We start from the raw sequence: 23,011 nt of genomic DNA on the forward strand, positions 1-23,011 counted from the left end.
GGACTGGTCGGTGACGTTCTTAAGCGCTGGTCAGGAACTGCATCGTCGCCCGAGCGTTTGTGCGCGGCGCGTATGAGGCCGGTCATTGCGACGCTTTAATCGAACGAGCTGAGTATTTGCAGGATCACCACCAACAGCGCAAAGCCCAGAACAGACGCAAAGACCGCCACCAAGAAGACGAGACGTTGCTTCCTGTGCATGGCTTCCCCCCGAAAGCGAGCCCTCCCCCCGCAAACACGAACGCCATTCTCAGAAAATTGCCGGCGCACTGCTTCAGGCGAAAAGCATCGTTTGCCAGCGTGCTCGTGCTCGAGGGCGGTCACATCATTCATTCGGCCGATGCAGTAACATTAGCCATATCTAATAACTGCGTCTGAGCAGCGGAGCCTTCGGGTTCCGCCTGCGGATCGGGCTGCAACCCGATCGGCCCGCGCCCTCGCCAGAGCGCGGGCCTTCATTTGTTTAGCCGATGCACGAGGCCGGTGCTTATCGAGCCGAGCGGGTTCCAGTGGACGGGTGGCTCGTTTGCTGTTGCCACCGAAGGCGCTGCCTACAGAACATGCCCCAATCGCAGCAACAGGTAGGTCACACCCACCACAACGAGGGCATAGGCGGCATAAAGAACAAGGATAGACACTTCTAAATCATGGAAAAAGCTAACCGCGAGCCTGATCTGTTGAGGCTCTACTTTCTGGGCGGTATCGGCTTCCTCGACGGGGCCGGCTGCTTCGACGAGGTCGGCGTCCTGTTGCTCAGCCTTGGCAACAACGAAGGAAATCGTATCATTCTCGGCTGCTTCCAGTATCCGGTCCTTGACGGCAATCATTGAATCCTCTGCCAGCTGATCTGCTGTCAGCCAGTGTTCAGCAACAGTCCGGATCTCATGTTTACCCATGCATGGTAATCGTAGCGTTAAGATTAGGTTCCACTGAAATACAATTCCGGCTGGTCCGCGTCCTTCGAATACAGGGCGCTGGCTACACTGCCGCGTGTCATGATGCCGCCTTGGTCACCGTTGGCAGGTCGCAATGTCAAAGCCGACTCATATAGCGGACGTGGCGCCGATGTCGTCGGTGCCGACCGGGTATGACGAAGGCTGTATGCTGACCTATGTCCGGCTGCTCGATGCTTCGGCGGATGGAGCCGATTGGCGTGAGGTCGCGCAAATTGTTCTGCACATCGACCCGATCCGGGAACCGGAGAGGGCATTCCGGGCCTGGGCGACGCATCTGGCTCGCGCCCGCTGGATGACGACGAGCGGCATTCGACATCTTGCCGGTGGCGGACCGCACTAGGCCGTCGGGCGGCGACGTTTCATCCAAAAAACGCCATGCGCTGCGTTAGGAGCAGGCAGATGTCCTAGGCGATCGGCGCAGCGGCCATCGCGATTGAACAACCTCTAGATCGGTTATGAACGAGTCGGCAGCCCCAAGCCTTTACTGCAACACCGGCTCGGCATTTGAGGTGTTTACCACTTCTGTTGCGAGCCCTTGGTTTTTACAACCATCGCGCTATTCTCCGGATGTAGACCTTGTCTCGCTCAAAGGTGATTGGGAGGTTTCTATGGATCGGCGATTATTTCTGACAGGAATGTTTGGCATTGCGGGGGCGGCGGCGCTCGCGAGCGCAGTTCGGCCCGTCAACGCGTTGGCCGGTGTTCCAGCCGCCAGAAGCGGCATCCTCGATGAACTCGAGGCGCAGGATAAAGAAATCATCGAGGACGGAGACGCCCAGCCGGAGTTGGAGCCGATCGGCTATCGGCGCAGACATTGGCGCAGATACAACAGACGGCACAGACGGCGCGTCTGGAGACGGGTCTGCCGCAGTTATTGGCGCCATGGCCGGCGGCGCGTTCGGTGCTATCGCCAGCGGATCTGGGTCTGGTAGTTATCAATCTACAGTGCTGAAAGCCTCGGTGGTCTCCACCGGGGCTTTTGTCGCGTTGCTCGGCAACGATCCGTGGCTGGCTTTTCCGCCTTGCGACAGGCTCTTGTGTAACTGCTGATTGTAACCACGCGCGAGTGCGCGTGCGGCCCTTGCGTGTTGGCTGCCAATTGACCATCCTTGCCATATCATCTTGAGCTGCGGCCGGGGGGTTCGCACATGCCGACGCTCTATGCGCTGAAACCGGCCTTCCGGGCGAGACTGCGGCCGCTTGCCGACCGGTTGGCACGGGCTGGCGTCACCGCCAACCAGATCACCTTTCTCGCCGCCGCCCTGTCGATCGCCAAGGGCCTGGTCGTTGCAAGGTTGCTGGCCATCCAGCGATTTTCCTTCCACACTGTGCGCTATTTCTGGACGTGAGATGCGCTTCCGTTCGTGCATCCTAACGCCGCGCAGAGACCTCAACCTGGCGGGGGAGGTTCTTGAAGGCCGGTTGAAGCGTAATTACATCAATAGTTAAGCGTGCATTTGCACGCGACTATCGTGCTTTGTTCAAGCTTCATCTGTGGAGGTTGTCATGGCAAACTTGATGGAAGGAAAGAAGGCCCAGGATTGGATCAATCTGGTCCTTGCGATCTGCCTCTTCATCTCACCCTGGATCATCGGCTTCGTTACGGAGGCCAATCCTGCGTGGAACGCCTGGATTTCGGGCATTGTGCTCGGTGCCCTGGCGCTCGCCGCGCTCTCGGCATTCGCCGAGTGGGAAGAGTGGCTGAACCTTGTGGTAGGGCTCTGGCTGATCGTCTCGCCCTGGTTGCTAGGCTTCGCCGCGAGCGTCAACGCGATGGGGACCCATGTGGTCCTCGGCGTGCTGGTCGTCGCCGCGTCGGCCTGGGCAGTCTGGGACTACCGTCACCCGCACGCGCACGCGTGATGGGTGCCAACTGAGAGGAGGAGCCCGGCGCGCGAGCGACTGGCTCCTCTAAGAGGCCGGACAGATATGCAGGTTGCGTCGGCCGACGCTGCCCGAACTTCCCTTTATGTTGCACTGCGTTAGATTTGTTGCATTGCGGTATCGACACATAGAGTCGAGGTTCTGCAACGGGTGGGGTGTCAACGACCTACACGGGGGTTCGTCGTGTCAGCATCGTTCCGGCCTGATATCGAAGGGCTGCGGGCGCTCGCGGTGTCGGGCGTCATCGCGTACCATTTCGGCCTCTCGGATCTGCCGGGCGGTTTCACCGGCGTCGACATCTTCTTCGTCATCTCCGGCTATTTGATCACCGGCCAGCTGTTGCGGGAAATCGACGACACCGGCAGGCTGGACCTGTGGCGCTTCTACGCCCGCCGCGCCCGGCGCCTGCTGCCGGCCTCGCTGTTCGTCATCCTGGTCACGCTTGTCGCCGGCTATTTCATCCTGGCGCCGGAGGAACAGTCGCTCTATTCGAAGGGCGCCATGTTCGCGTCGGCCTATGCGATCAATTTCTGGCTGATCCGCTGGTCTTTCGACTATTTCGCCCCGGACGCGGCGAACAACCCCTTCATCCACTTCTGGTCGCTCTCGGTCGAGGAGCAGTTCTATCTCGCCTGGCCGGCGCTGCTGCTGCTTGCCGCATGGCTGCGCCCGGGCAGGCGCGCGGCGATCCTGGTGATCGGCTTCGCCGGCGCGGTGTCGTTCGCCGTCTGCGCCTGGCTGACGGAGATATCGCAGCCCTGGGCCTTCTATTTCTCGCCGCTCCGGGCCTGGGAATTCGCGGCCGGCGGCCTGGCGACGATGGCGCCGGCAGGATTCTGGCGGCAGCGCCCGCAATTGGGCGCGGCATGCGCATGGCTTGGCCTGGCGCTGATCGCCGGCGCCTATCTGACCTTCAGCGAGGACGCCCCTTCCCCGGCGTGATGGCGCTGGTGCCGGTGGCCGGCGCCGTGCTGTTGCTGCTGAGCGGCTCCGGCAATAGGCAAAGCGGGCCGAGCGCCGTGCTGTCGCTGCCGCCTCTGCAGTGGCTGGGAAAACTTTCCTATTCGCTCTATCTCTGGCACTGGCCGGTCATCGTCTATGCGGCGATGCTGGTTCCCGATCTGTCGCTTGCCGATCGGCTCGGCGGCCTGGCGCTGACGCTGGTGCTGTCGGTCTTCACCTATAATTTCATCGAGAACCCGATCCGCCGCAATGGCTGGCTGATGGCCAATGCGGCGAGGGCGCTGGTGCCGGCCGTCCTCCTGACCGGCACCGGCGTCGCAGGCGCTTACGCCAATGCGCGCCTTGCCGTGCACGATATCGACCCCGAACAGCGCATCATCGCCGAAAGCGCCGCACTGCCTTCCACGGCGCGCGCCGGTGGCTGCATTGTCGACTTCGAGATTGTCACGCCAAAACCCTGCGTGTTCGGCTCGAAAAACGCCCAAGGCTCGATCGCGCTGTTCGGCGATTCGCATGCCGACCACTGGTCGACGCCGCTGATCGGCGCGGCGCAAAAGCACAACTACCGGGTCCTCACCTGGCTCAAATCCTCCTGCCGGGCCTCTCGGTTGACGATCTGGGTCACCAAGCTGAAACGCGACTACACCGAGTGCGACCAATGGCGCGCGCAGTCGATCAAGGAGATCATCGCCGCACGGCCGAACCTGGTGGTGATCTCGGAGATCGCGCTGGCGAGTTCGCGCAAGTTGTCGCCCGACGCGAAAATATCCGACAGCCAGGATGCGGAATGGCGCGCCGGCCTGCGCGCGACGATCGAGGCGTTCAGCCGGGCCGGGCTGAAGGTTGCCTTCATCCGCGACGTGCCCTTCAACGACAAGCCGGTCGACACCTGCGTGGCGCGCGCGCTGTGGCGGGGGCAGACACCGTCGCTGTGCGACCAGACGCGGGCCTACGCCGCCAACGACGCCGCCGCCGCGGTGGAGCGCGACATCGTGCGCTCGATACCGAACGCCTTCTATGTCGACATGACCGACCAGTTCTGCGACGCCGAGACCTGCCGCGTCTTCATCGGCGGCAAGCTGGCCTATCGCGACCGGCACCACATGGCGACGCCCTTTGCGCGGACGCTGGAACGGCCGATCGAACGCGCGCTGTTCTCCAACATGGTGACCGCTGCCGTGAAGTATGCAGGCGGCGGCCCCCGCTACGGCTGGTCTTCCTCGTCCGGCGCGTCGAGCAGTTCGATAAGCGCCGCCACCCTTGCCGACGGCAGTTGACGGCCTTCGTTCACCAGCGCCTCATCGGCGCCGATCCAGGCGAAGGCCTCTCGCAGTTCCTCGATCGTCGCGCCGGTCGAGACGATGTCGGCGATGACAGTCTCGTCGACCGGCCCCAGCACCGAAATGATGTCGTCGCGTGTCATGCTCACCTCCATGGGAGAATGCCTGGAGTCTGCAACCTGGCAACACAGGGGAATCTGGGGCTTGCGGCGCAGCCGGCAATAAGCGGAGCGAAATTGCCGGGCGGCGCGAACTGACCTCCAGGGTATCGCTGCGGGACAGAAGATGGCGGGGCGAAGGCCCGCCATCTTCCTTGCCGGACCAGGCAGCAAACCGAAATCTGCGGGCACGCACTTCACCGAATTGACGATCCCTGCTACGGGCGACTTCCCGTTGTGGCCTGGAAATCGCATGAAGCCTCTCAGATATCTGCTTGCGGCCTGTCTGCTAGCGCCGCCGGTCGCCCAGGCGCAGACGGCGGCACAGTCGAAGCCTGGGTGGAAACCGGTCGAAAAGGTCGAGACCTACGCCATTTCGGGGCAGACCGGGCCGGAACTCTATGCCTCGATCGGCGAGCGCGGCCCCATGATCGGCAAGAGCCCGACGATCGGCAAAAGCAAGGCCCGGGTTATCGCGCACACCAATTTCAAGCTGACCTGGGTCAGGGACTATCAGCCACGTGGCGGTGCCTGCGTGCTGGCTTCGGCGCGCCCGAAGCTCATTATCACCTACACCTCGCCCAAGCCTTCAAAGCCGCTGCCGGCCGCGGTCCAGAAGAGCTGGCAGGTTTTCGCCGCCGGTGTCGCCGCCCACGAAAAGGTGCATGGCGATGCAATCGTCGACATGGTGCGCCAGATCGAAGCCGTGAGCGTCGGCCTGACGGTGGCCGCAGACCCCGGTTGCAGGAAGATCAGGACCGAGCTGACCAACCGGCTCTCCGAACTGTCCCAGACCCAGCGCCAGGCAAGCCGCGACTTCGATCGCGTCGAATTCGGCCAGGGCGGTAACATGCAGCGGCTGATTGTCGGGCTGCTGATGGGGTGGTAGCGAGGATGGCGCGAGGCACCCCCCTCTGTCCTGCCGGGCAGAGGGGGGTGCCGTAGAGCACCAGCCTACCTTACAATTCCGCCACCGGCGTCCACATCACATCCTCCACCTTGCCCGCCCCCGTCGCCAGCATCACCAGCCGGTCGAAGCCGAGCGCCGAACCGCTGGCCTGCGGCATGATGGCCAAGGCCGCGAGAAAATCCTCGTCGAGCGGATAGCGCTCGCCATAGATGCGCTGCTTCTCGTCCATCTCGATCCGGAAGCGCCGGCGCTGCTCGGCGGCGTCGGTCAGTTCGCCGAAAGCGTTGGCGAGCTCCACCCCGCAGCAATAGAGTTCGAAGCGCTCGGCCACCCGCGCATCCTCGGCGCTCGGCCGGGCAAGCGCTGCCTCCGAGATCGGATAGCCGTAGAGGATGGTGGCGCGCCCCTGCCCCAGCATCGGCTCGATCTTTTCCACCATCACCCGGCTGAACAGATCCGCCCAATTGTCGTCGGGCGCGGTGCGCAAGCCCGCCTCGACGAGCGCCGCGTGCAGCGCCTCACGGTCGGTGCTGCCGTCCGCCCCGACCGTGGCCAGCAGATCGATGCCGGCATGGCGAGAAAACGCCTCGGAGACGCTCAACCGTTCCGGCTCGGCGAACGGATCGGCCTCGCGGCCGCGAAAGGCAAAACGCCTGGCGCCCGCCTGCTCCGCGGCAAGAGCGACCAGCCCGGCGCAATCCGCCATCAGGCTCTCATAGGTCTCATTGGCCCGGTACCATTCGAGCATGGTGAAGGACGGATGGTGCAGAGGCCCGCGCTCGCGGTTGCGGTAGACGGCGCCGAGGCTGAACAGGCGCTTCTCGCCGGCGGCGAGCAGCTTCTTGCAGGCGAATTCCGGCGAGGTATGGAGATAGAGCGGCTGGCGAGCACCATCCGGCCCGATCGCCTCGGTGGCGAAGGCCGACAGATGCGCCTCACTGCCGGGCGAGATTTGCAGGGCCGCCGCCTCCACCTCGACGAAATTCCGCCGCGCAAACCAGTCGCGAAAGGCGGCAGCGATCCGGTTGCGCAGGATCAGCCGCGGCCGGCGGTCGGCATGGACGTGCGGAGTCCACCAGGGCGAGGCGCCGGTCATGCGAACCGGAATTGCACAGAAGGCTGGCGGTTGAAGCCAAGATGCGCTAGGGCGACGGCTCGCGCGGCCGATTTGCGCCGATCAACCGTTTCAGGCCGGCAAGGCCAACGAACCAGTGCAGGATTGAAAATCGTGGTGAAGGTCATCGCCAGTTCCCTACGCAAAGGCAACGTCGTCGATAAGGACGGCAAGCTTTATGTGATCCTCTTTGCCGAAAACATCCACCCTGGCAAGGGCACGCCGGTGACCCAGCTCGACATGCGCCGCATCGCCGACGGGGTGAAGGTTTCGGAGCGCTACCGCACCACCGAACAGGTCGAGCGCGCTTATGTCGAGGAGCGCGAGCACACCTTCCTCTACAGCGACGCCGAAGGCTTCCATTTCATGAACCCGGAAACCTACGACCAGGTGGCGGTGCCCGAAAGCGTGGTCGGCGACATGGCGCCCTATCTCCTGGAAGGCATGGCCGTGCAGGTCTCGCAGCACAATGGCATCGCGATCTCGCTGGTGCTGCCGCAGCGCGCCACCTTCGAAGTGGTCGACACAGAGCCGGTGACCAAGGGGCAGACGGCGTCGTCCTCCTACAAGCCGGCCACGCTCTCCAACGGCGTACGCACCACGGTGCCGCCCCACATCTCAGCCGGCACGCGGGTTGTGGTGATGACGGCCGATGGGGCGTATGTGGAGCGGGCGAAGGATTAGAGAGGACCATCCTTCGGGCTGCTCTACCGGGCCGCTTCTCGGCCACCTTCCGCGATAGCTGCCCCTCCTACCCGATCGCTAAGAAAGCTGATTGTCCGGGTGATGCGTTCGTTAGCTCTTCCCATTCGATGAAAAACGAAACACCATCTTCCAAACGAATCGAGAAGATGACGGGAAAGTGGACAGTCTAACGCCGCACGAACGCAGCGAGCGAATGGCACGCATCCGTGGCAGGGATACGAAGCCTGAAATGGCCGTGCGACGCCTCCTCCATGGAATGGGCTATCGGTATCGGCTTCACAGAGCTGAATTGCCCGGCAAGCCCGACATTGTCTTTGGACAACGCAAGAAGGCGATTTTCATCCACGGGTGCTTTTGGCATCGTCACGACGATCCGGCTTGCCGCCTCGCGCGCTTGCCAAAGTCGAGGCTCGATTTTTGGGGTCCGAAACTAGCGGCGAACGCCGAACGCGACGTGCGCCATCAAGAAGCATTAAGGCGGCTTGGATGGAACGTCCTTGTTGTTTGGGAATGCGAATTGGGGCAGAGTGAACAATTAGAGAACAAGCTGCGCCAATTCGTGGGGGAATAGCATGGAATCGATCGAGCTCTTCGCGGGCGCTGGCGGGCTTGGCATGGGCGTCAGCCGTGCCGGCTTCACGCCACGGGCTGTGATTGAATGGGATCGGTGGTGCGCCGCGGTGGTGGATCACTTCAGCGACGCCATCGTGAAGAACCCCATCGTCGGCCAGACGTCCGAGAACCCGCGGCTGCGGGAATGGCACACCAAGAATCTTGACAGGCTGCCCGGCCTTAAATTCATGCGCACGCTGTGGGTTTGCGACGTTTCCGGCGGGCCGTTCAAGTTCACGGCCACCAAGCCCGGCACGACACCGCTCGGCCTTGAGCAGGCCCACCGGGACCTGCGGATCTCTCCCGCAGAATTCGATGAGGTCGCAGCGGAACTCGGAAGGACCCTGGCCTTCCTCAAGGTGCCGAAGCCCGAGACGGACGAGGTCCTGGCAGCCTTCGCCGCCCATAAGGGCGAGGTCACCGCCGGCTACGTCGCCAAGGGCGGCTGAAACCTCCAGTGTTTTCCAACGATCCCGCCCGGCTTGATGGGCTTGCGTTCCCTTTGGGATCGGCACCTCACCCCACCCGCCTTCCCAGCATCATCCCGTAATGCACCGCCAGCAAATCCAGCCCGAGCTTCAGCAGCTTCGTCACCACATCCCGCCCCTCGCCGGTCTGCTCGGCCACGCTCTTCACCGTTTCGCCCATGCAGCACACTTTCTGCACCACGCCCGCCAATTCCCAGTGCGCCAGCGCCTTGGTTGCATTGGCGTGGGCGCGGCCGGCTGAAAGGATGCGGTCGGCGACGCCGCCGCCGACGCGGCCGCCATCGACGCGCTCGGTCCAGGTCGTCGACTTGACGCCGTCCTGCTGCGAGATGCGGAAATCCTCGCGGTAGCGCAGGCCCGCCTCGCGCTGCTGGTGCGACAGCGAGGTGATGCCGGTGAGCGGATCGACATTGCGCACCCGCACGATGCCGCCGGTCGAGGTGTAGCCGTCATTGGACACCTCGTAGACGCGCCGCGCCTCGGCCGTGCCCGCCGCCAGCCGCTTGCGGCCGAACCTGTCGTCCTTCAGCGCGAAATCATGGCCGACCTCCTTGCGGATGCGCACCTGCTCGGCCTCGTCCCTGGGCAGCTTCGGCGGCTTGGTCTTGGCCTTTTGGGCGGTCTTCTTGCTCATGGATTTTGTCCCTGGTTTGATTTGACGCCCTGGCCGCGCGCCTGGCGATCGGCTCGCGCAGCCGGCGCCGATGCCGCATTCGCCAGCAGCGTGCGGCGATGGTCATAAAAGCGCGCCGCGTGATAAGCGCAGTAGCTCTTCAGCGCCCGCGTGCGCAGGCCGCAGCACAGCATCTCCGCTCCCGGCCGGGCGCCGGGCGCGTCGTTTTCGGGGTCTTCCTCGAGCGTCAGGTCGAGCGGTGCGCGGCAGCGGTTGAACAGGCAATCGATGAAGCGCATGGCCGCGACATGCGGTTGGCGCCCGGCAGGGCGCGGTACCGGCGGTTTGAGGGCCTCGCCCTTCTGCGCCGGAAGCCCGAACCGCTGCGGCGGCAGCCAAACCGGCGGTGCCAGCCTGACCGACTTGACATGGCTTGCCGGTCTCAACGGCCTGACCGTTGCAGGCCCGCCTTGCTCAGGCAGCTTCGCTTGCTCAGGCAGTTGTGCTTGCCCCGGAGATCTGGCCTGCCGTGTGCCCGGCTTTGCCGCGTTCTTTTTTGGCCGCCCGCCCGACCTGCCCCCGCCGGGATTGGCAAAACCGATGGCGCTCAAACCGGCGTTGCGGTGGACGATGCCGATGACGGCATTGCGCGAGACCGCGCTGCCGCGCAGGGCGCTCAGCCGGTCGGAGATCTTCGAGGCCGACAGTCCATCCTTCAGCCAGCGGGCGATCGCTTCCAGTTCGGTGTCGGTGTAGCCGGCCATTCTCTTGATCCATTGCAGCGTGTTGGACAGCCTCCGGCCACGCCGGGAGACGCTCGAAAGGTTTTGGTCATTCAAATCCGGCCAGAGGCCCGTCAGAGGCGCCGACCGGAGGCCGGTCAGCCTTCGGCCGGCGGTGCGGTGCTGCCTTGGCCCGCGAAGCGGCCAAGCTTCGCCTCGGCCGCATCGCGGCTGGCGCCGGACACCGCCCTGCCCGTCCGCCGGTCCAGCACAATGACCGTGCCGTCGTGGGTGCGGATGCACGATCTGCATCCCGCATCGCGCACGGGCGAACCGAAATTCGTGGCCGGAGGCGCGAGGCCTCCGGCCGTTCCGGTCGCCGGGGGAGACGGCGCCGGATCCGAGGCCTCAGCCTCGGGCTTCGTCCCGGCGGGGGAGGAGGACAGCCGGGACGGATGCGAAAGCGAAAAGGGACGCTGCGGCTTGTGCATGGCGAGATATAAGCATAACTCATAAATAAATGCAAGTCATTCTTTCATGGACGAAATCGAATCTTATGTTTCAGATGGCGCCATGACGAAAACCCCATTGTCGATCAAGGTCGGGGCGGCGATCCGCAAGGCGCGCAAGCAGCGCGGCCTGGTGATGCGCCACATCGCCGAGCACAACGACACCGATGTCGCCGCCGTCGGCAATTGGGAGACCGGCCGCAACCTGCCCAAGACCGAGAACCTGTTGAAGACAGCCGCCTTCCTGCGCGTCGACCCGGTGGCGCTGGGCAAGGGTGAGGTCGTCTTCCTCGATGACGCCGACAATGTCGCCGACGCCGAGATCGTCACCGATCCGGCTCCCCTGCCCACCGGCCCGATGGATATCAAGATTTTCGGCGCCGCCGTCGGCGGCGACGACGGCGACTTCACCTTCAACGGCGAAACGGCCGGTTATGTCCAGCGCCCGCCGGGCATAAAGCATCTGCAAAATGTGTTTGCGCTGCATGTGCTCAGCGATTCGATGGTGCCGCGCTACGAGCCCGGCGACATGATCTATTGCGGCGGCCGCGACGCCGTACCCGGCGACCATGTGGTGATCGAGACGCTGCCCGAAGAGGGCGAGCGCAACGGCAAGGCCTTCGTCAAGAAACTGGTCAAGCGCACCGCCGGCGAGCTGGTCGTCGAGCAGTACAATCCGCCGAAGACGCTGACCTTCAACCGCTACGCGATCAAGAGCATCTTCCGCGTCATCCCGCTCAAGGAACTGCTGGGGTACTAGCGCCTTTCCCTTCTCCCCTGCGGGCGGGGTTATCGCAGGCGGAAAACCGAGGCTTTCGCTCTACGACGGACCCCCACCCCTCCCCACAAGGGGAGGGAGACTTGCGCTGGCGCTGACCTCGGCAAATTGCCTGCCTTTCGGCGCCAAAGAGGGAAGTTAAGGCGCGCGGCAGCGTTCCCTCCCCCTTGTGGGGAGGGTTAGGGTGGGGGTCCTCTTCGCAAGAATCCATATGCGACCGCCCTGCCGCTGCGGGAGAAGGGACGCGCCTCTTCAAGCCCGCCTGGATCTCTCCAGCGGCATCTCGCGTTCATTACGCCTGCGCGCCGCCCTGCGCCGCCGCTCATGCTCCTCGATGAATGCCGCCTGGATCGAAACCGCCCTGCCCGGCAGGCCGTCGGCCTGGCAGGCGGAGCAGCGAAGGCGCTCCGAAAGCGCCGCCAGCGGGGTCTGTCCGTTCACGCCGTATCGCCTGAGTTCGGCCGGTTTCCACCATCGGTTTCGACCGCAATCGATACATTCGACCGCAATCGAAACGACATCGGCGATCGTCGCCTCCTTGCCCGGCAATGTCATCGTCACTTCGCCCCTTTGTTCCTGTTTTGTTCACATCATTGTCGGTTTTTCCCCAGGAGTCGAGTCGGTTCCGCTCAAAGTCACAATAAAAGTTTCGCTTGTACATATTTTTGAGTTATGCTTATATTTGCCAAGCCACCGTCGCGACCGACACCGATGGGCGGCAGGCGCGGCCGTCGGCATTGAGGAAGTGACGATGGTTTCCACCCAATTCGCCCGCGACTGCGGCTATACCGGCGACAGCCCGGCCATGCTGGCCGCGTTGACGGCCATCCGCCTCGACGGCATAGCCAGGGCCCGGCAGGGCCACGACCAGCGCAAGGCGGTGGTAGACCGGCTGAAGCAGAGCGAGGCCCTGTTCCTGGCGGCGATCTGTCCGGCGCTGTCGGCCGGGGAGGCGATCGAGGATGCCGCCCGCTTCATCGCCTGTTACCGCAACATGCCGCGCTGGCGCCAGGAAAGGCGAATGCGAGATCTGGCCCGCGCCAAACAGCAGCGGCTCCTGGCGCGCTTCTTCCGCCGCTTCGGCCAGCGCCTTTGGACACGGGAAGCCGCGTGAGCCGGGCAGGTCGGCGTTCCTCGCCTTCACGAAAGTGGGGGAGGAACCCGAGTCTTGAGCGATCAAGCTTCTTGACAATCCGCCCATTTTGTTCCCTTTATGTTCTATTCAAAATCACCTCTCAACAATGCGGCATTCCAACCGCCGCGGGCGAACGGCTCGGATGGAAGCCAACATCCTCCACGCGGATCTCGACGCCTTCTATGCCTCGGTCGAGCAATTGCTCGACCCTTCCCTGCGCGGCAGGCCGATCGCTGCTGGCGGCGGCGTGGTGCTGGCCGCCTCCTACGAGGCCAAGGCTTTCGGCGTGCGCGGCGGAATGCCGGGGCGGCGGGCGCGCGAACTCTGCCCCGGGCTGATCTTCGTTGGCGGCAACTTGAGGGAATACCAGCGGCTAGGCGATGCGGCTATTCAAGTGCTCGGCGATTTCACGCCGGTGGTCGAGCGCATTTCCATCGACGAGGCCTTCGCCGATGTCGCCGGCTGCACCCATCTGTTCGGCCCGCCGGCCGAGATCGCCGCAGCCATCCGCCGCCGCGTCAAGTCCGAGCTCGGCCTGCCGATCTCGGTCGGGGTGGCGCGCACCAAGCATCTGGCCAAGATCGCCTCGCAAGTGGCCAAGCCCGACGGGCTGGTGGTGGTCGATCCGCGCCATGAGCTGGAATTCCTGCATGATCTGCCGGTCGAGCTGATGTGGGGCGTCGGCCCGGTCACCAGGCAGCGGCTGGCCGGCATCGGCGTCAACACCATCGGTGAGCTGGCGAAGATGCCGGGATGGTCGCTGGAGCGTCTGCTCGGTCCGGCCGCGGGCGAAAAGCTCAATGCACTGGCGTGGAATCGCGATCCGCGCAAGCTCGAGACGCAGCGCCGGGCGCGATCGGCCGGCGCGCAATCGGCGCTCGGCAGGAAACCCGCAGCGGAAAAAATCTTCGTGCCGGCGCTGCTGCATCTGGCCGACAGGGTCGCCACCAGGTTGCGGGCGAAATCGCGGCCCGGCCGCACGGTGACGGTCCGCGTCCGCTTCGCCGATTTGCGCTCGGTGACGCGCTCGATCACGCTTGACCAGCCGATTTCGGCAACCGCCATGCTGGCCGAGATCGCCGAGGCGCTGGTGCGCAAGGTGCTCGTTGACCATCCGCACGAAAAGACCATCTCGCTGCTGGCCATCGCCGTCTCGCATCTGGAGCAGCAGGCGGGGCTGCAACTGGAACTGCCGCTCGGCCTCGACGATGACCGGCGCCGTCCCGGTACCCGCAAGGGTGCGGCACGCTGGACCGCCGACCGCGCCATCGACAAGATCCGCGACCGTTTCGGCTGGGAAGCGGTCGGCTATGCCTCGGTGGCGCTCGGGCCGCGGCGGTCGGTTCCCGACGCGTTCCGCGAACTGGCCGAGAAGGAATTGTGAACCGGCGCTGGCGATCCCCGGCCGCCCGGTTGACGAACCGCATCCGCCTGTGAATGATCCGCCGCGCCGGCCGGGCAGCTTCGGCGAGCCGGCGCCGAGAAAAGGATCCGTCATGACAAGCAAGCTGCGCGGCGTCATCGCCGCCATTCCAACCCCGGTCACCCAGACACTCGAACCCGACATCGGCCGTTTCGTCAGCCTGGCGGGCAGGCTGCTCGACGAAGGCTGCGACGCGCTCAACATGTGCGGCACCACCGGCGAGGCGACCTCGATGAGCCTTGCCCAGCGCAAGGCGCTGATGTCGGCCGCCGCCAACGCCCTGCCGCGCGACAGGCTGATGGTCGGCACCGGGGCCGCGTCCGTCACCGACGCGATCGAGCTCACCCGCCATGCCGGCGAACTCGGCCTCGCCGGCGCGTTGCTGCTGCCGCCCTTCTACTACAAGAACGTCGGCGACGACGGGGTGATCGCCTATTTCGACGCAGTCGCGCAGATGACCGCGGCGCAGGCGACGCCGCTCTACCTCTATCATTTCCCGGCTTTGTCGGGAGTTCCCTTCCACCCGGCGCTGGTGACGGCATTGCGGGAGCGGATCGGACCGCGCCTCAGCGGCCTCAAGGATTCATCGGGCGACCTCGCCTATTCCCGCACGGTCCCGAGCGACGAGGGATCGCTGATGGAGGCCAGGGACGGCACCTTCGCCGGCTGCATCTCCGCCACCGCCAATCTCTCCAGCAGGCTGTGCGCCGCCGCCTGGCGCGACGGCGATGCCGGCGCGCTCGCGACGGCGTCGGCCGTTCGCAAACGCGTGGCCTCGGGCCCGCTGATCCCCGGCATCAAGGCCATGGTTGCCGAAATGATGGCCGACCCGTCCTATGCCTCGCCATTGCCGCCGCTGACGGCGCTGCCTGCCGCCGAGAGCGAAAAGCTCAAGCACGATCTCGAGGGCATTCTCGGCCGCGATATCGGATTCTGAGGTGCGGGATCCGACTGGCTCCCAGCGATCAGGTCGGACAAAAAGGCAATCGCCCAGTCGTCGCGGCCCGCCCTGCTGCCGCGTCCGGATGGATCGAGGAATGGAACTATCTGTTCGCCTCGGCCAGCTGGTCGTCAGACCAGAAGTGTTGCGCCGCCCCAGGCGATCAGGGCGATGCCGGCTGCCCGGCCGACCCAGTGGCCGGCAGGAAACGCCTTTTCAACCAGCACCAGAATGGCGAGCGCGGCAACCCACACCAGGTTCATGATGCCGCCCACGAACAGCAAAGCCATCAGCATCCAGCAGCATCCGACGCAAAAGGCCCCGTGCAGTGCGCCCAAACGCAGCGCGCCAAGTGCGTGCGGACGCCAGTGGCGGGAAAGGAACGCCGTCGGTGTCCGGCAGTGCGACAGGCAGGCGTTCTTGAGCGGCGAGAGCTGATACAGGCCCGCGGTAATCAGGACGATGCCTGAAAGCCAGCGGCTCTGCGAACTCATCGTCGTCGCGGAAACGAATGCCCCGCGTTCGAGCAGCCAGTGCAGCGCGGCCGCCGCGACGGAGAACCCCAGCCAGACCAGGAGGTAGCCTGCCATGAATACGCCGGTGGGCGCGAGCTTGTCCTGGATCCGACCCTGTGCGAGCGCATGGCGATGCACGCGCGCATAGAGCAGGACAGTCGGCGCGGCGCTTGGCGACATCATGGCGACCATCATGACCCACCACATCGCGATCATCAGCGCCCAGATCGCGGCCCCCCAGACCCGCGGTTCCGTCGCCATGTCCATACCACCCATGTCCATGCCGGGCATATCGGAGGTCATGTCGGCGGTTTGCTGATAGGGGAACAGCGCGAGCCTCGACATCTCCCACGCATTTATGCCGAGCCCTGCACCGGCGACGATATAGAGCCAGGCCAGCAGGCACAGCGCCACCACGCCCGCAATCGTGAGGACGCGGTCGCGTCTGAGCAGGCGTTCCAGTGGCGACGCGCCGTCCATGCGGCGGTCAGGCGCGCACCACCCCGTGATTGTTGAGATGCAGCCGCGCGAACTGGCCGTAGCTGTCTTTCGTGTCCACCTGAACCGGCCCGCTGGTTGTGCTCGAAGCACTGCCGATCTCGGCGACCGCGTATTCGAAGCCGTTCGGCAACACGATCTGAGCGCGCGAGTCCGCGCCTGTCACCTTGTTGCGGATCGGTTCGCCGACCGTTTCGATATAGTCCTTGACGAAGATACGACCCCTGCGGCCGTCGATATCGAGGTCGAGATCGATCTTCGTGAAAACCGGTTCATTCATTTTTGTCACGGTTGAGGCGTAGACGGCGAACATCGTCGCGAACGGGTCGGTGTCCTGGCCCGTCATGATGCGCAGCAGCGCTTCGCGCTGCCGGTCGGTTGCATTCTCGTCGACAAAAGCGATGGCTTCGCCATTGCCTTCGTGGATCGCGCCAGGCCATTTGAAGATCGCCGCGATCCGCAGGCCATCGAGACCGGTCTCGCCATGATGGCCTTCATCGATCTGGATGCCGGCCACCGCATGGCAATGGCCCTTGTCGGGCAGCGCATTGAATTGACAGTTGCAGCCATATTCGCAGGTGCAATTGACGAGTTCGCGTCCCCTGATCTCCCAAGACGTCATGACGATCCTCCCTGATCTCGGAATATTAGACCATCATCATACACCTGCGCCGGCCGCACCGCCACCCTCTGTCGCCTTCGCGCGCCATCTCAGCGCCATTCCGGCCCTCAGCCTTCGATCGTGCTGATTTCCGCATCGACCAGACACCAGGGCGCGTAGCGGAAGTCGCGTATCTCGATCACCCGCTCGCCCGACCACTCGACCAGCATGAAGCCGCGCACGGGGCCGTCCGGCTGCCTTGGGTCGCGGATCAGGATCGCCGGCCGGCCGTCGACGAAGCCGGGCGACAGCGTCCAGTCGCTCGCGCGGTCGTAATTGCCGAAATAGGTCGACACTTCGGCCTTGCCGCGCATGCGGGTGCGGTTGACGACTTCGAGCTTTATATCCTCGGCGATCAGCGCCCTGACGGCGTCAAAGTCGCGCGCGTTGAACAGGTCGACATAGCGGCGCAGGCGCCGCTCGTCCTCGGCGTCGAGTTTTGGCACAGCGGCCTGTTCGGGCTCTGATGCCAAAAGGCGAAGCCGCGCCCGCCCGCGATGCAGCGCCGCCTTGGTCGCGGCCAGCGTCGCGCCAGAGACCTCGCAGGTCTCGTGCAGGGAAAGGCCGAGCACGTCGACCAGGATCACGGCGCTGCGCTGCGCCAGCGAAAGCCGCATGAAGCTGCGCAGGCCGGTGGCGGCGGCGAGCCGACTGTCGGCACCGCCTGAGGGATCCTCGATCGTGGTCATGTCGGCCTCGGTGATGCGCGACCGCTCCCGCTGGCGCCGGCGCAGATGGTCCTGCGCGGCATTGTGGGCGATGCGAAACAGCCATTGCTCGGGCCGCTCGACCGCCGCGCTGCCGTCGACCGCCTGCAGCGCCTTGAGCAGCGTCTCCTGCACGATGTCCTCGCCGTCGATCACCGAGCCGGCCATGCGGGCGCAGTAGCGGTGCAGCTTCGGGCGGAGCTCGGAGAGCATCGCCTCCAGCGCCGGCCGGTCGAGTTTCCGTGGGATCATGGCGTCCATTCTATCCGGCTTTGCCGCCCTCGAGGACATGGTAGTTGCCGATGATTTTGGCGGGCGATCGCTTGACCGGGGTCGAACGCCGCTCCGCATGGTTTTGCGTGAACGCCTCGAAGGCCGCAAGCCCGGTCAGCGCGGACGTATCATTTCCCTCGCCGACGACGTGGATGAACTCGCCGTCGTCCAGTTCGAGCACGAGATAGCGCACGGTCTGCGGCGCCGTCTCATCCAGCGCCTCGAACACCTTTGCCACCGGCCGACGAGAAGATGGGCCATAGCGGCTGGCGCTGGATCGAACTGACATTACCCGGCGCTGTCACCAACCTGCATTTCGTGAGGCGCGCCGACGACACGCCAGGCGCAGAGCCCGTGCTGGTGCTGGTCGACGAGAATGTCGAGGCCACGATCGCCGCTTTGAAGGCGGGCGGCGTCGAGATCATCACCGAACCGCAGGAGGCGCCCTGGCAGCCGGACCGCACGGTGGCGGAATTTCGCGACAGCGAGGGCAACCGTATGGTGATCGGCAGCCAATGAGCGCGGCCAGCCGGAGAGCAGGCATCTGAATTTTGACGCGGCCGTCTGAACGGCTGGAGAGAGTGACGCGCCGACTTTCAGTCGCACGGCTGAACGGCTCAAATGCGCGCCAGAAACGCGGCGCCGGCAGGGAATGGCTCGTCACTTGCATTGCGGTCGCGCGACATTTGCATCATTCTGCGCAGGTACGCGGATGGGGATTGGCATCATGCAAGACGACGAGAGCAGTCTTCGGCGCCGTTTCCGCGATGTCATCACGAGCGAAGAGCAATTACGATCGGTATTAGGGGCACCCACAGATCGAGCAGTTGCCAAGGTTGTGCGAGTAATTGACGAACATGCTCGCCGCTTCATTGCTCATGCGCCTTTTGTATTCGTAGCGTCCGCCGGCGCCGATGGCATGCTCGACATCTCGCCAAAGGGCGATCCCGCCGGCTTCGTCACGGTGCTGGATGAGAGAACTCTCGCCATCCCAGACCGACCCGGCAATCGTCGGCTCGACACCTTCCGCAACGTCCTGAGCAACCCGAATGTCGGCCTGATTTTCCTGATCCCCGGTGTGACCTATACCCTTCGCATGGCCGGCAGGGCGCTCATTGTCCGTGATGCTGAGCTGCGTGAGGCCATGGCTGTCAACGGAAAGCTCCCTGAGCACATACTCGTCATAGAGATCTCGCACGTACTTTCTCATTGCCCGAAATGCATGGTCCGCTCGGGCTTGTGGCAGCCGGAGGCGTGGCCTGATACCAGCAACCTTCCGTCGTTTGCAGAGATGTTGGTCGCCCACGGCAAACTCGCGGAGACGGTTGAGCAGATGCAAACGATCATCGACACGGGCAATCGCGACCGGCTCTACTAACTTGATGAACCACCGGTTGCCGGCTTCACGCGGGCGCGGCGTGCTACTCTGCCAACAACAGAGGGGATCATGCAGATTGTCGATCATAGCCTTCAGCCGGCAGAAGAGTGGCGTCCCGGCGTGTTGACCGGAATGCAGGTTTCTGCGGCCACCGAGGCAGCCTCGCTCTGCATATTTGAACAGTGGGTCGCACCAGGAAGTGGCACACGTACTCACACCCATCCCGTCGAGGCGTGCCGAGGGATCGGGACCCGGCTTTCCTGCCCGATGTGTCAGATCGAGCGGATGATGCCACCGTCGACGCGAATGTTCTGGCCGGTGATGTATCCGGCCCCTCCGGAGGCGAGGAAGGCAATCGTCGCGGCGATTTCATCGCTGGTGCCATAACGCTGCATCGGCACGCTGTCGCGGCGCTCCTCGGTGGCGGGAAGGCTGTCGATCCAGCCGGGAAGGACGTTGTTCATGCGAACGTTGTCGGCGGCGTATGTGTTGGCGAAGATCTTGGTGTAGGCGGCAAGCCCCGCCCGGAACACGGCCGAGGTCGGGAACATCGGGCTCGGTTCGACAACCCATGCCGTCGAGATGTTGATGATGGCGCCGGCTTTCTGCTTGACCATTTGCGGCGCGACGATGCGCGTCGGCCGGACGACGTTCATCAGGTAGATGTCGAGGCCGGTGTGCCATTGGTCGTCGGTGATTTCGAGGATCGGCGCACGCGGCCCATGACCTCCGCTATTGACCAGGACATCGATGCGACCCCAGCGATCGAGCGTGAGATCCACGAGGCGTTGCAGATCGTCGTTCGACTGGTTGGAGCCAGTCACGCCAAGCCCGCCAAGCTCCTTGGCCAACGCCTCGCCCTTGCCGGATGAGGACAGGATGGCGACCTTGAAGCCATCCTCCGCCAGACGTTTTGCGGCCGCAGCGCCCATGCCGCTGCCACCGGCAACGACAAGAGCTACTTTTTCTACACTCATCGTATCTTCCCTCTCGGGTGGCAGGAATCTGAAAGCGATGTCTTCGCGGCTGGAGCAGTGATATAACTGGTTCTCCTGGCTGGTTCGAACCAGAAAGTCTGAAATCAACCTGTAGAAAAACTCCTGGATGCCCGAAGCCTTCTATAGCTTGCCGGCGCTCAATGCGCTTCGCGCCTTCGAAGCGTCCGCGCGCCATCTCAACTTCCGCATCGCAGCCGAAGAGCTGAACGTGACGCAGGGTGCTGTGGCGCAGCATATCCGCGGGCTGGAGGCCGATCTGGGGGTCAAGCTGTTCGAGCGACTGCCGCGCGGCCTCGCGCTCACGAGTGAGGGTCGCGCCTATGTGCCGAACATTCGCCGTGCCTTTGACCTGATCTCGGATGCAACCCTGCTGCTCCGCCCCGAGCCGGCCCGGCTGACGATCAGCGTAACCCCGAGCTTTGCCACCAAATGGCTGATCCCGAAACTGCCGGAGTTCGTGGCGCACAACCCGCTTGTCGACCTGCGAATTCTGGCCAGCGAAAGCCTGTCGAGCTTCCACGCCGACGGCGTCGACATCGCGGTCAGGCAAGGCCGCCCGCCCTTCGGCGCCGGCCTCGTCGTCGATCTCTTGTTTCGGCAACAGATCATCGCCGTGTGCTGCCCCTCCTTGCTGCCTGCTGGCGCGAGCGAAATCGCGCCAGCAGAAATCAAGGATCATGTGCTGCTCCACGATGCGCACAATCTGTGGCCAGAATTCATGGAAAAGGCCGTCGGTCTAAAGATGACGACGGAGCTGAGACGCATACGCTTCAATCAGACCGCCCTTGCGATAGAAGCGGCTGTCGCGGGCCAGGGCATCGCGCTTGCCAGCCGCTTTCTTGTCGCGGCTGATCTCGCCGCCGGCCGGCTGGTCCAGCCTCTCGGCGTGGAGATGCGCGGCACGCAGGATTTCTACGTCGTGGTTCCACGCAAGCAGCGGCACCCCGAGCCGACGCAAGCCGTTCGGCAATGGCTCCTGAACGAGGGTGATGAGGCACGGCTCAACGTCAGGCGGGGCTAACGGAAACGAGCCGGTCGAAGCGGCCGTCAGTGCTTGTGGCCGTCATGTCCGCCATGGGCGTGTCCATGGGAGGGCGGAAGGTTGTGCTCTTCATGCCCGGCGGAAAACCGGATATTGGCAGCCGCGAGCGCCGGCATGTGCTCGAACAGCTCGTCTTCCAGCGCTGTCGTGATCCTGTTCGCCTCGGACAATGGCAAGGTTTCGTCCGCGGCTATGGCAATGTCGGCGTGCAGCCTGTGACCGATCCATCGCGCCTTGGCATCGACAATGCGCGCTCCCGGCACGTGCCCGGCGGCATGATGGATTTCGCCGATGACGCCCGGCTCAATACCGTCGAGCATGCGGGTCAGCACCGAGCGGGCCGACTGCCAGACGATGCCGAAGATCGCAATCGTGATGAGCAGGCCGACAATCGGGTCGGCCAGCGGAAAACCGAGCCAGACGCCAAGCGCCCCGAGGACCACGGCAAGGCTGGTCAGGCCGTCGGTACGGGCGTGGTACCCGTCGGCAATGAGGGCGGCGCTGTCGATTTCCCGGCCGACGCGGATGCGGAACACCGCGACGGCCTCGTTGCCGAGAAAACCGACAATACCTGCCGCCGTCAGCCAGCCGAGATGCGTCACCACCTGCGGATTTATCAAACGGTCGATCGCCTGGTAGCCGGCGACAATGGCGCTGAACAGGATGATGAGCACGATGATGATCCCGGCGAGGTCCTCGACCCGGCCGAGGCCGTAGGTGAACGTCCGCGATGGCTTGCGCCGGGCGAGCATGAACGCGATCCACAGCGGAATGGCGGTTGTCGCGTCACCGATGTTGTGGATCGCGTCGGCCAGCAGGGCGACGCTGCCCCCGGGCGCCGTATCGTCATGCCTCTCTTGTTGTCGCCGCTGATCGTGCCGGTGGTGATCACCGCGGTCGGCTCGTATCTGTTCTACGCCCGTGTCGGCCTTGCCAGTACCTATGCCGGCATCATCCTGGCGCATACCGCGCTTGCCAGCCCGTTCGTGGTGGTGACGGTAGCGGCGAGCCTGACCGGCTTCGACCGCAATTTGATGCGCGCCGCAGCCATCTCCGGAGCAAGACCGGTGATGGCATTCTCCAGGGTGATGCTGCCGCTGATCCTGCCTGGTGTGCTCTCGGGTGCGGCCTTCGCCTTCGTCACCTCTTTCGACGAGGTCGTCGTCGTGCAGTTCCTGGCCAGCGCCAACCAGCGCACCATGCCGCTCGAAATGTTCATCGGCCTGCGCGAAAAACTCTCCCCGGCGATCACCGCCGCCGCGACGCTGATGATGGCGCTGTCGATCATGCTGCTGGTCGTCGCCAATTTGCTGGCCCGGCGCGGTCAGCGGCGGCCACGCGCCGCTGCTTAAGCGGACCCCGTCCAGCCGCCCCGTATTATTTCGTGACCGTTTCGGACCGGAACCTTCGCTTCCACCAAGCGTTCGGGGCGCTGTATTCGCGATGCCTCATATTTAGGCAGAAAAAAGGCTGACCCGAATACAGCGGCGGCAAACAAACATGGGTTGGGGAGGAGGAGCATTATGTCGAACCGTGAAATTGGAACGTCCCACACATTGAGCCTGCGTGTCGCCAATCTCAAAGCCAGGATGCAAGACGCCGATATCTCCAGGCACGAGATGAAGACCTTTCAGAAAGTCGCGGCCATCATGGGAGGAGGTGAAGGCTCGCTGCGGCTCGATGCCGACGACTTGATCGCAGCGTCTTTCGTTGTCGAGACGCTGAACGATCCCGCGTCGAATTGACTTCT

28 protein-coding genes and 2 pseudogenes are annotated in these 23,011 nt (G+C 64.2%); 18 read left to right on the forward strand and 12 right to left on the reverse strand.

The features are described 5' to 3' along the window. Positions 1-550: 550 nt before the first annotated feature. The gene (locus tag MESS2_RS23570; RefSeq protein WP_008877012.1) at positions 551-895 is read right to left on the reverse strand and encodes a hypothetical protein; all 345 of its coding nucleotides are present in this window, start codon (positions 893-895) and stop codon (positions 551-553) included. A 169-nt stretch (positions 896-1,064) separates the two neighbouring features. On the opposite strand from MESS2_RS23570, the gene MESS2_RS23575 reads away from it, so the two are divergent. The 5 genes and pseudogenes from MESS2_RS23575 to MESS2_RS32015 form a co-directional block, all read left to right on the forward strand. Then, complete coding sequence (locus MESS2_RS23575; protein WP_008877013.1) at positions 1,065-1,295, forward strand: hypothetical protein; 231 nt, start codon at positions 1,065-1,067, stop codon at positions 1,293-1,295. 115 nt (positions 1,296-1,410) lie between these two features. Continuing rightward, positions 1,411-1,887, forward strand: coding sequence for a hypothetical protein (locus MESS2_RS31425; protein WP_244440064.1), 477 nt, complete (start codon positions 1,411-1,413; stop codon positions 1,885-1,887). 216 nt (positions 1,888-2,103) lie between these two features. After that, entirely contained in the window at positions 2,104-2,304 is a 201-nt protein-coding gene (locus MESS2_RS23585; protein WP_008877016.1) for a hypothetical protein, read from the forward strand. Between the two features lie 157 nt (positions 2,305-2,461). Further along, a complete protein-coding gene (locus tag MESS2_RS23590) occupies positions 2,462-2,818 on the forward strand; it encodes an SPW repeat protein (RefSeq protein WP_008877017.1) in 357 nt (118 codons plus the stop codon). Between the two features lie 204 nt (positions 2,819-3,022). Beyond that, a pseudogene (locus MESS2_RS32015) lies at positions 3,023-4,959 on the forward strand (acyltransferase family protein); the annotation flags it as partial. 47 nt (positions 4,960-5,006) lie between these two features. Here MESS2_RS32015 and MESS2_RS23600 read toward each other — a convergent pair. Next, entirely contained in the window at positions 5,007-5,225 is a 219-nt protein-coding gene (locus MESS2_RS23600) for an RNA-binding protein (protein ID WP_244440065.1), read from the reverse strand. A 268-nt stretch (positions 5,226-5,493) separates the two neighbouring features. On the opposite strand from MESS2_RS23600, the gene MESS2_RS23605 reads away from it, so the two are divergent. Beyond that, positions 5,494-6,129: a DUF922 domain-containing Zn-dependent protease gene (locus MESS2_RS23605; protein WP_040593887.1), complete on the forward strand. Its 636-nt coding sequence runs from the start codon at positions 5,494-5,496 to the stop codon at positions 6,127-6,129. 70 nt (positions 6,130-6,199) lie between these two features. On the opposite strand, the gene epmA is transcribed toward MESS2_RS23605, so the two are convergent. Continuing rightward, positions 6,200-7,246, reverse strand: a complete 1,047-nt coding sequence (gene epmA, locus MESS2_RS23610; protein ID WP_008877022.1) for an EF-P lysine aminoacylase EpmA — start codon at positions 7,244-7,246, stop codon at positions 6,200-6,202. Positions 7,247-7,378: 132 nt separating this feature from the next. Between epmA and efp the strand changes: the two genes are divergently transcribed. The 3 genes from efp (at position 7,379) to MESS2_RS23625 (ending at position 9,030) form a co-directional block, all read left to right on the forward strand. Further along, positions 7,379-7,948 carry an elongation factor P gene (gene efp, locus MESS2_RS23615; RefSeq protein ID WP_008877023.1) on the forward strand — a complete coding sequence of 190 codons (570 nt, stop codon included), beginning with the start codon at positions 7,379-7,381 and terminating at the stop codon, positions 7,946-7,948. A gap of 178 nt (positions 7,949-8,126) precedes the next feature. Further along, complete coding sequence (locus MESS2_RS23620) at positions 8,127-8,540, forward strand: very short patch repair endonuclease (protein ID WP_008877024.1); 414 nt, start codon at positions 8,127-8,129, stop codon at positions 8,538-8,540. 1 nt (position 8,541) lies between these two features. Then, positions 8,542-9,030 (forward strand): DNA cytosine methyltransferase, encoded by a 489-nt coding sequence (locus tag MESS2_RS23625; protein WP_008877025.1) that lies wholly within the window; start codon positions 8,542-8,544, stop codon positions 9,028-9,030. Between the two features lie 67 nt (positions 9,031-9,097). On the opposite strand, the gene MESS2_RS23630 is transcribed toward MESS2_RS23625, so the two are convergent. Continuing rightward, the gene (locus MESS2_RS23630; RefSeq protein WP_008877026.1) at positions 9,098-9,703 is read right to left on the reverse strand and encodes a DUF6456 domain-containing protein; all 606 of its coding nucleotides are present in this window, start codon (positions 9,701-9,703) and stop codon (positions 9,098-9,100) included. Then, positions 9,700-10,446 (reverse strand): GcrA family cell cycle regulator, encoded by a 747-nt coding sequence (locus MESS2_RS23635; RefSeq protein ID WP_008877027.1) that lies wholly within the window; start codon positions 10,444-10,446, stop codon positions 9,700-9,702. The genes MESS2_RS23630 and MESS2_RS23635 overlap by 4 nt, the downstream gene beginning before the upstream one ends. A gap of 531 nt (positions 10,447-10,977) precedes the next feature. Between MESS2_RS23635 and MESS2_RS23645 the strand changes: the two genes are divergently transcribed. Further along, positions 10,978-11,673 (forward strand): XRE family transcriptional regulator, encoded by a 696-nt coding sequence (locus MESS2_RS23645; RefSeq protein ID WP_040593911.1) that lies wholly within the window; start codon positions 10,978-10,980, stop codon positions 11,671-11,673. A gap of 270 nt (positions 11,674-11,943) precedes the next feature. On the opposite strand, the gene MESS2_RS23650 is transcribed toward MESS2_RS23645, so the two are convergent. Further along, positions 11,944-12,246: a hypothetical protein gene (locus MESS2_RS23650; protein WP_008877030.1), complete on the reverse strand. Its 303-nt coding sequence runs from the start codon at positions 12,244-12,246 to the stop codon at positions 11,944-11,946. Between the two features lie 196 nt (positions 12,247-12,442). On the opposite strand from MESS2_RS23650, the gene MESS2_RS23655 reads away from it, so the two are divergent. From MESS2_RS23655 to MESS2_RS23665, 3 genes are all read left to right on the forward strand, one after another. After that, on the forward strand, positions 12,443-12,805 hold the full coding sequence (locus MESS2_RS23655) for a hypothetical protein (RefSeq protein WP_008877032.1): 363 nt from the start codon (positions 12,443-12,445) through the stop codon (positions 12,803-12,805). Positions 12,806-12,968: 163 nt separating this feature from the next. Then, positions 12,969-14,210 (forward strand): DNA polymerase IV, encoded by a 1,242-nt coding sequence (gene dinB, locus MESS2_RS23660; RefSeq protein ID WP_008877033.1) that lies wholly within the window; start codon positions 12,969-12,971, stop codon positions 14,208-14,210. A gap of 112 nt (positions 14,211-14,322) precedes the next feature. Beyond that, on the forward strand, positions 14,323-15,186 hold the full coding sequence (locus MESS2_RS23665; protein ID WP_008877034.1) for a dihydrodipicolinate synthase family protein: 864 nt from the start codon (positions 14,323-14,325) through the stop codon (positions 15,184-15,186). 134 nt (positions 15,187-15,320) lie between these two features. On the opposite strand, the gene MESS2_RS23670 is transcribed toward MESS2_RS23665, so the two are convergent. The 4 genes from MESS2_RS23670 to MESS2_RS23685 form a co-directional block, all read right to left on the reverse strand. Next, positions 15,321-16,184, reverse strand: a complete 864-nt coding sequence (locus MESS2_RS23670; RefSeq protein ID WP_008877035.1) for a DUF2182 domain-containing protein — start codon at positions 16,182-16,184, stop codon at positions 15,321-15,323. 7 nt (positions 16,185-16,191) lie between these two features. Continuing rightward, a complete protein-coding gene (locus MESS2_RS23675; RefSeq protein WP_008877036.1) occupies positions 16,192-16,824 on the reverse strand; it encodes a DUF1326 domain-containing protein in 633 nt (210 codons plus the stop codon). A gap of 107 nt (positions 16,825-16,931) precedes the next feature. Beyond that, positions 16,932-17,822 (reverse strand): sigma-70 family RNA polymerase sigma factor, encoded by an 891-nt coding sequence (locus MESS2_RS23680; RefSeq protein WP_040593912.1) that lies wholly within the window; start codon positions 17,820-17,822, stop codon positions 16,932-16,934. A 10-nt stretch (positions 17,823-17,832) separates the two neighbouring features. Beyond that, entirely contained in the window at positions 17,833-18,072 is a 240-nt protein-coding gene (locus MESS2_RS23685) for a hypothetical protein (RefSeq protein WP_008877038.1), read from the reverse strand. A gap of 23 nt (positions 18,073-18,095) precedes the next feature. Between MESS2_RS23685 and MESS2_RS23690 the strand changes: the two genes are divergently transcribed. Further along, positions 18,096-18,362, forward strand: a complete 267-nt coding sequence (locus MESS2_RS23690) for a VOC family protein (protein ID WP_008877039.1) — start codon at positions 18,096-18,098, stop codon at positions 18,360-18,362. A 208-nt stretch (positions 18,363-18,570) separates the two neighbouring features. Continuing rightward, positions 18,571-19,221 (forward strand): MSMEG_1061 family FMN-dependent PPOX-type flavoprotein, encoded by a 651-nt coding sequence (locus MESS2_RS23695; protein ID WP_008877041.1) that lies wholly within the window; start codon positions 18,571-18,573, stop codon positions 19,219-19,221. Positions 19,222-19,493: 272 nt separating this feature from the next. Here MESS2_RS23695 and MESS2_RS23700 read toward each other — a convergent pair whose 3' ends face one another. Next, entirely contained in the window at positions 19,494-20,198 is a 705-nt protein-coding gene (locus tag MESS2_RS23700) for an SDR family oxidoreductase (RefSeq protein ID WP_008877042.1), read from the reverse strand. A gap of 127 nt (positions 20,199-20,325) precedes the next feature. Between MESS2_RS23700 and gcvA the strand changes: the two genes are divergently transcribed. Continuing rightward, positions 20,326-21,240 (forward strand): transcriptional regulator GcvA, encoded by a 915-nt coding sequence (gene gcvA, locus MESS2_RS23705; protein ID WP_008877043.1) that lies wholly within the window; start codon positions 20,326-20,328, stop codon positions 21,238-21,240. Between the two features lie 50 nt (positions 21,241-21,290). Here gcvA and MESS2_RS23710 read toward each other — a convergent pair. Further along, positions 21,291-22,091 (reverse strand): annotated as a pseudogene (locus tag MESS2_RS23710) (cation diffusion facilitator family transporter); the annotation flags it as partial. On the opposite strand from MESS2_RS23710, the gene MESS2_RS23715 reads away from it, so the two are divergent. Both MESS2_RS23715 and MESS2_RS23720 read left to right on the forward strand, forming a co-directional pair. Continuing rightward, on the forward strand, positions 22,059-22,613 hold the full coding sequence (locus MESS2_RS23715) for an ABC transporter permease (protein WP_008877045.1): 555 nt from the start codon (positions 22,059-22,061) through the stop codon (positions 22,611-22,613). The pseudogene MESS2_RS23710 and the gene MESS2_RS23715 sit on opposite strands and share 33 nt — an antisense overlap. Before the next feature lie 171 nt (positions 22,614-22,784). Beyond that, entirely contained in the window at positions 22,785-23,006 is a 222-nt protein-coding gene (locus tag MESS2_RS23720) for a hypothetical protein (protein WP_008877046.1), read from the forward strand. The last annotated feature ends 5 nt before the right edge of the window (positions 23,007-23,011 follow it).

Origin of the sequence: Mesorhizobium metallidurans STM 2683 (assembly GCF_000350085.1) — a bacterium.
Classification (GTDB): Bacteria; Pseudomonadota; Alphaproteobacteria; order Rhizobiales; family Rhizobiaceae; genus Mesorhizobium; species Mesorhizobium metallidurans.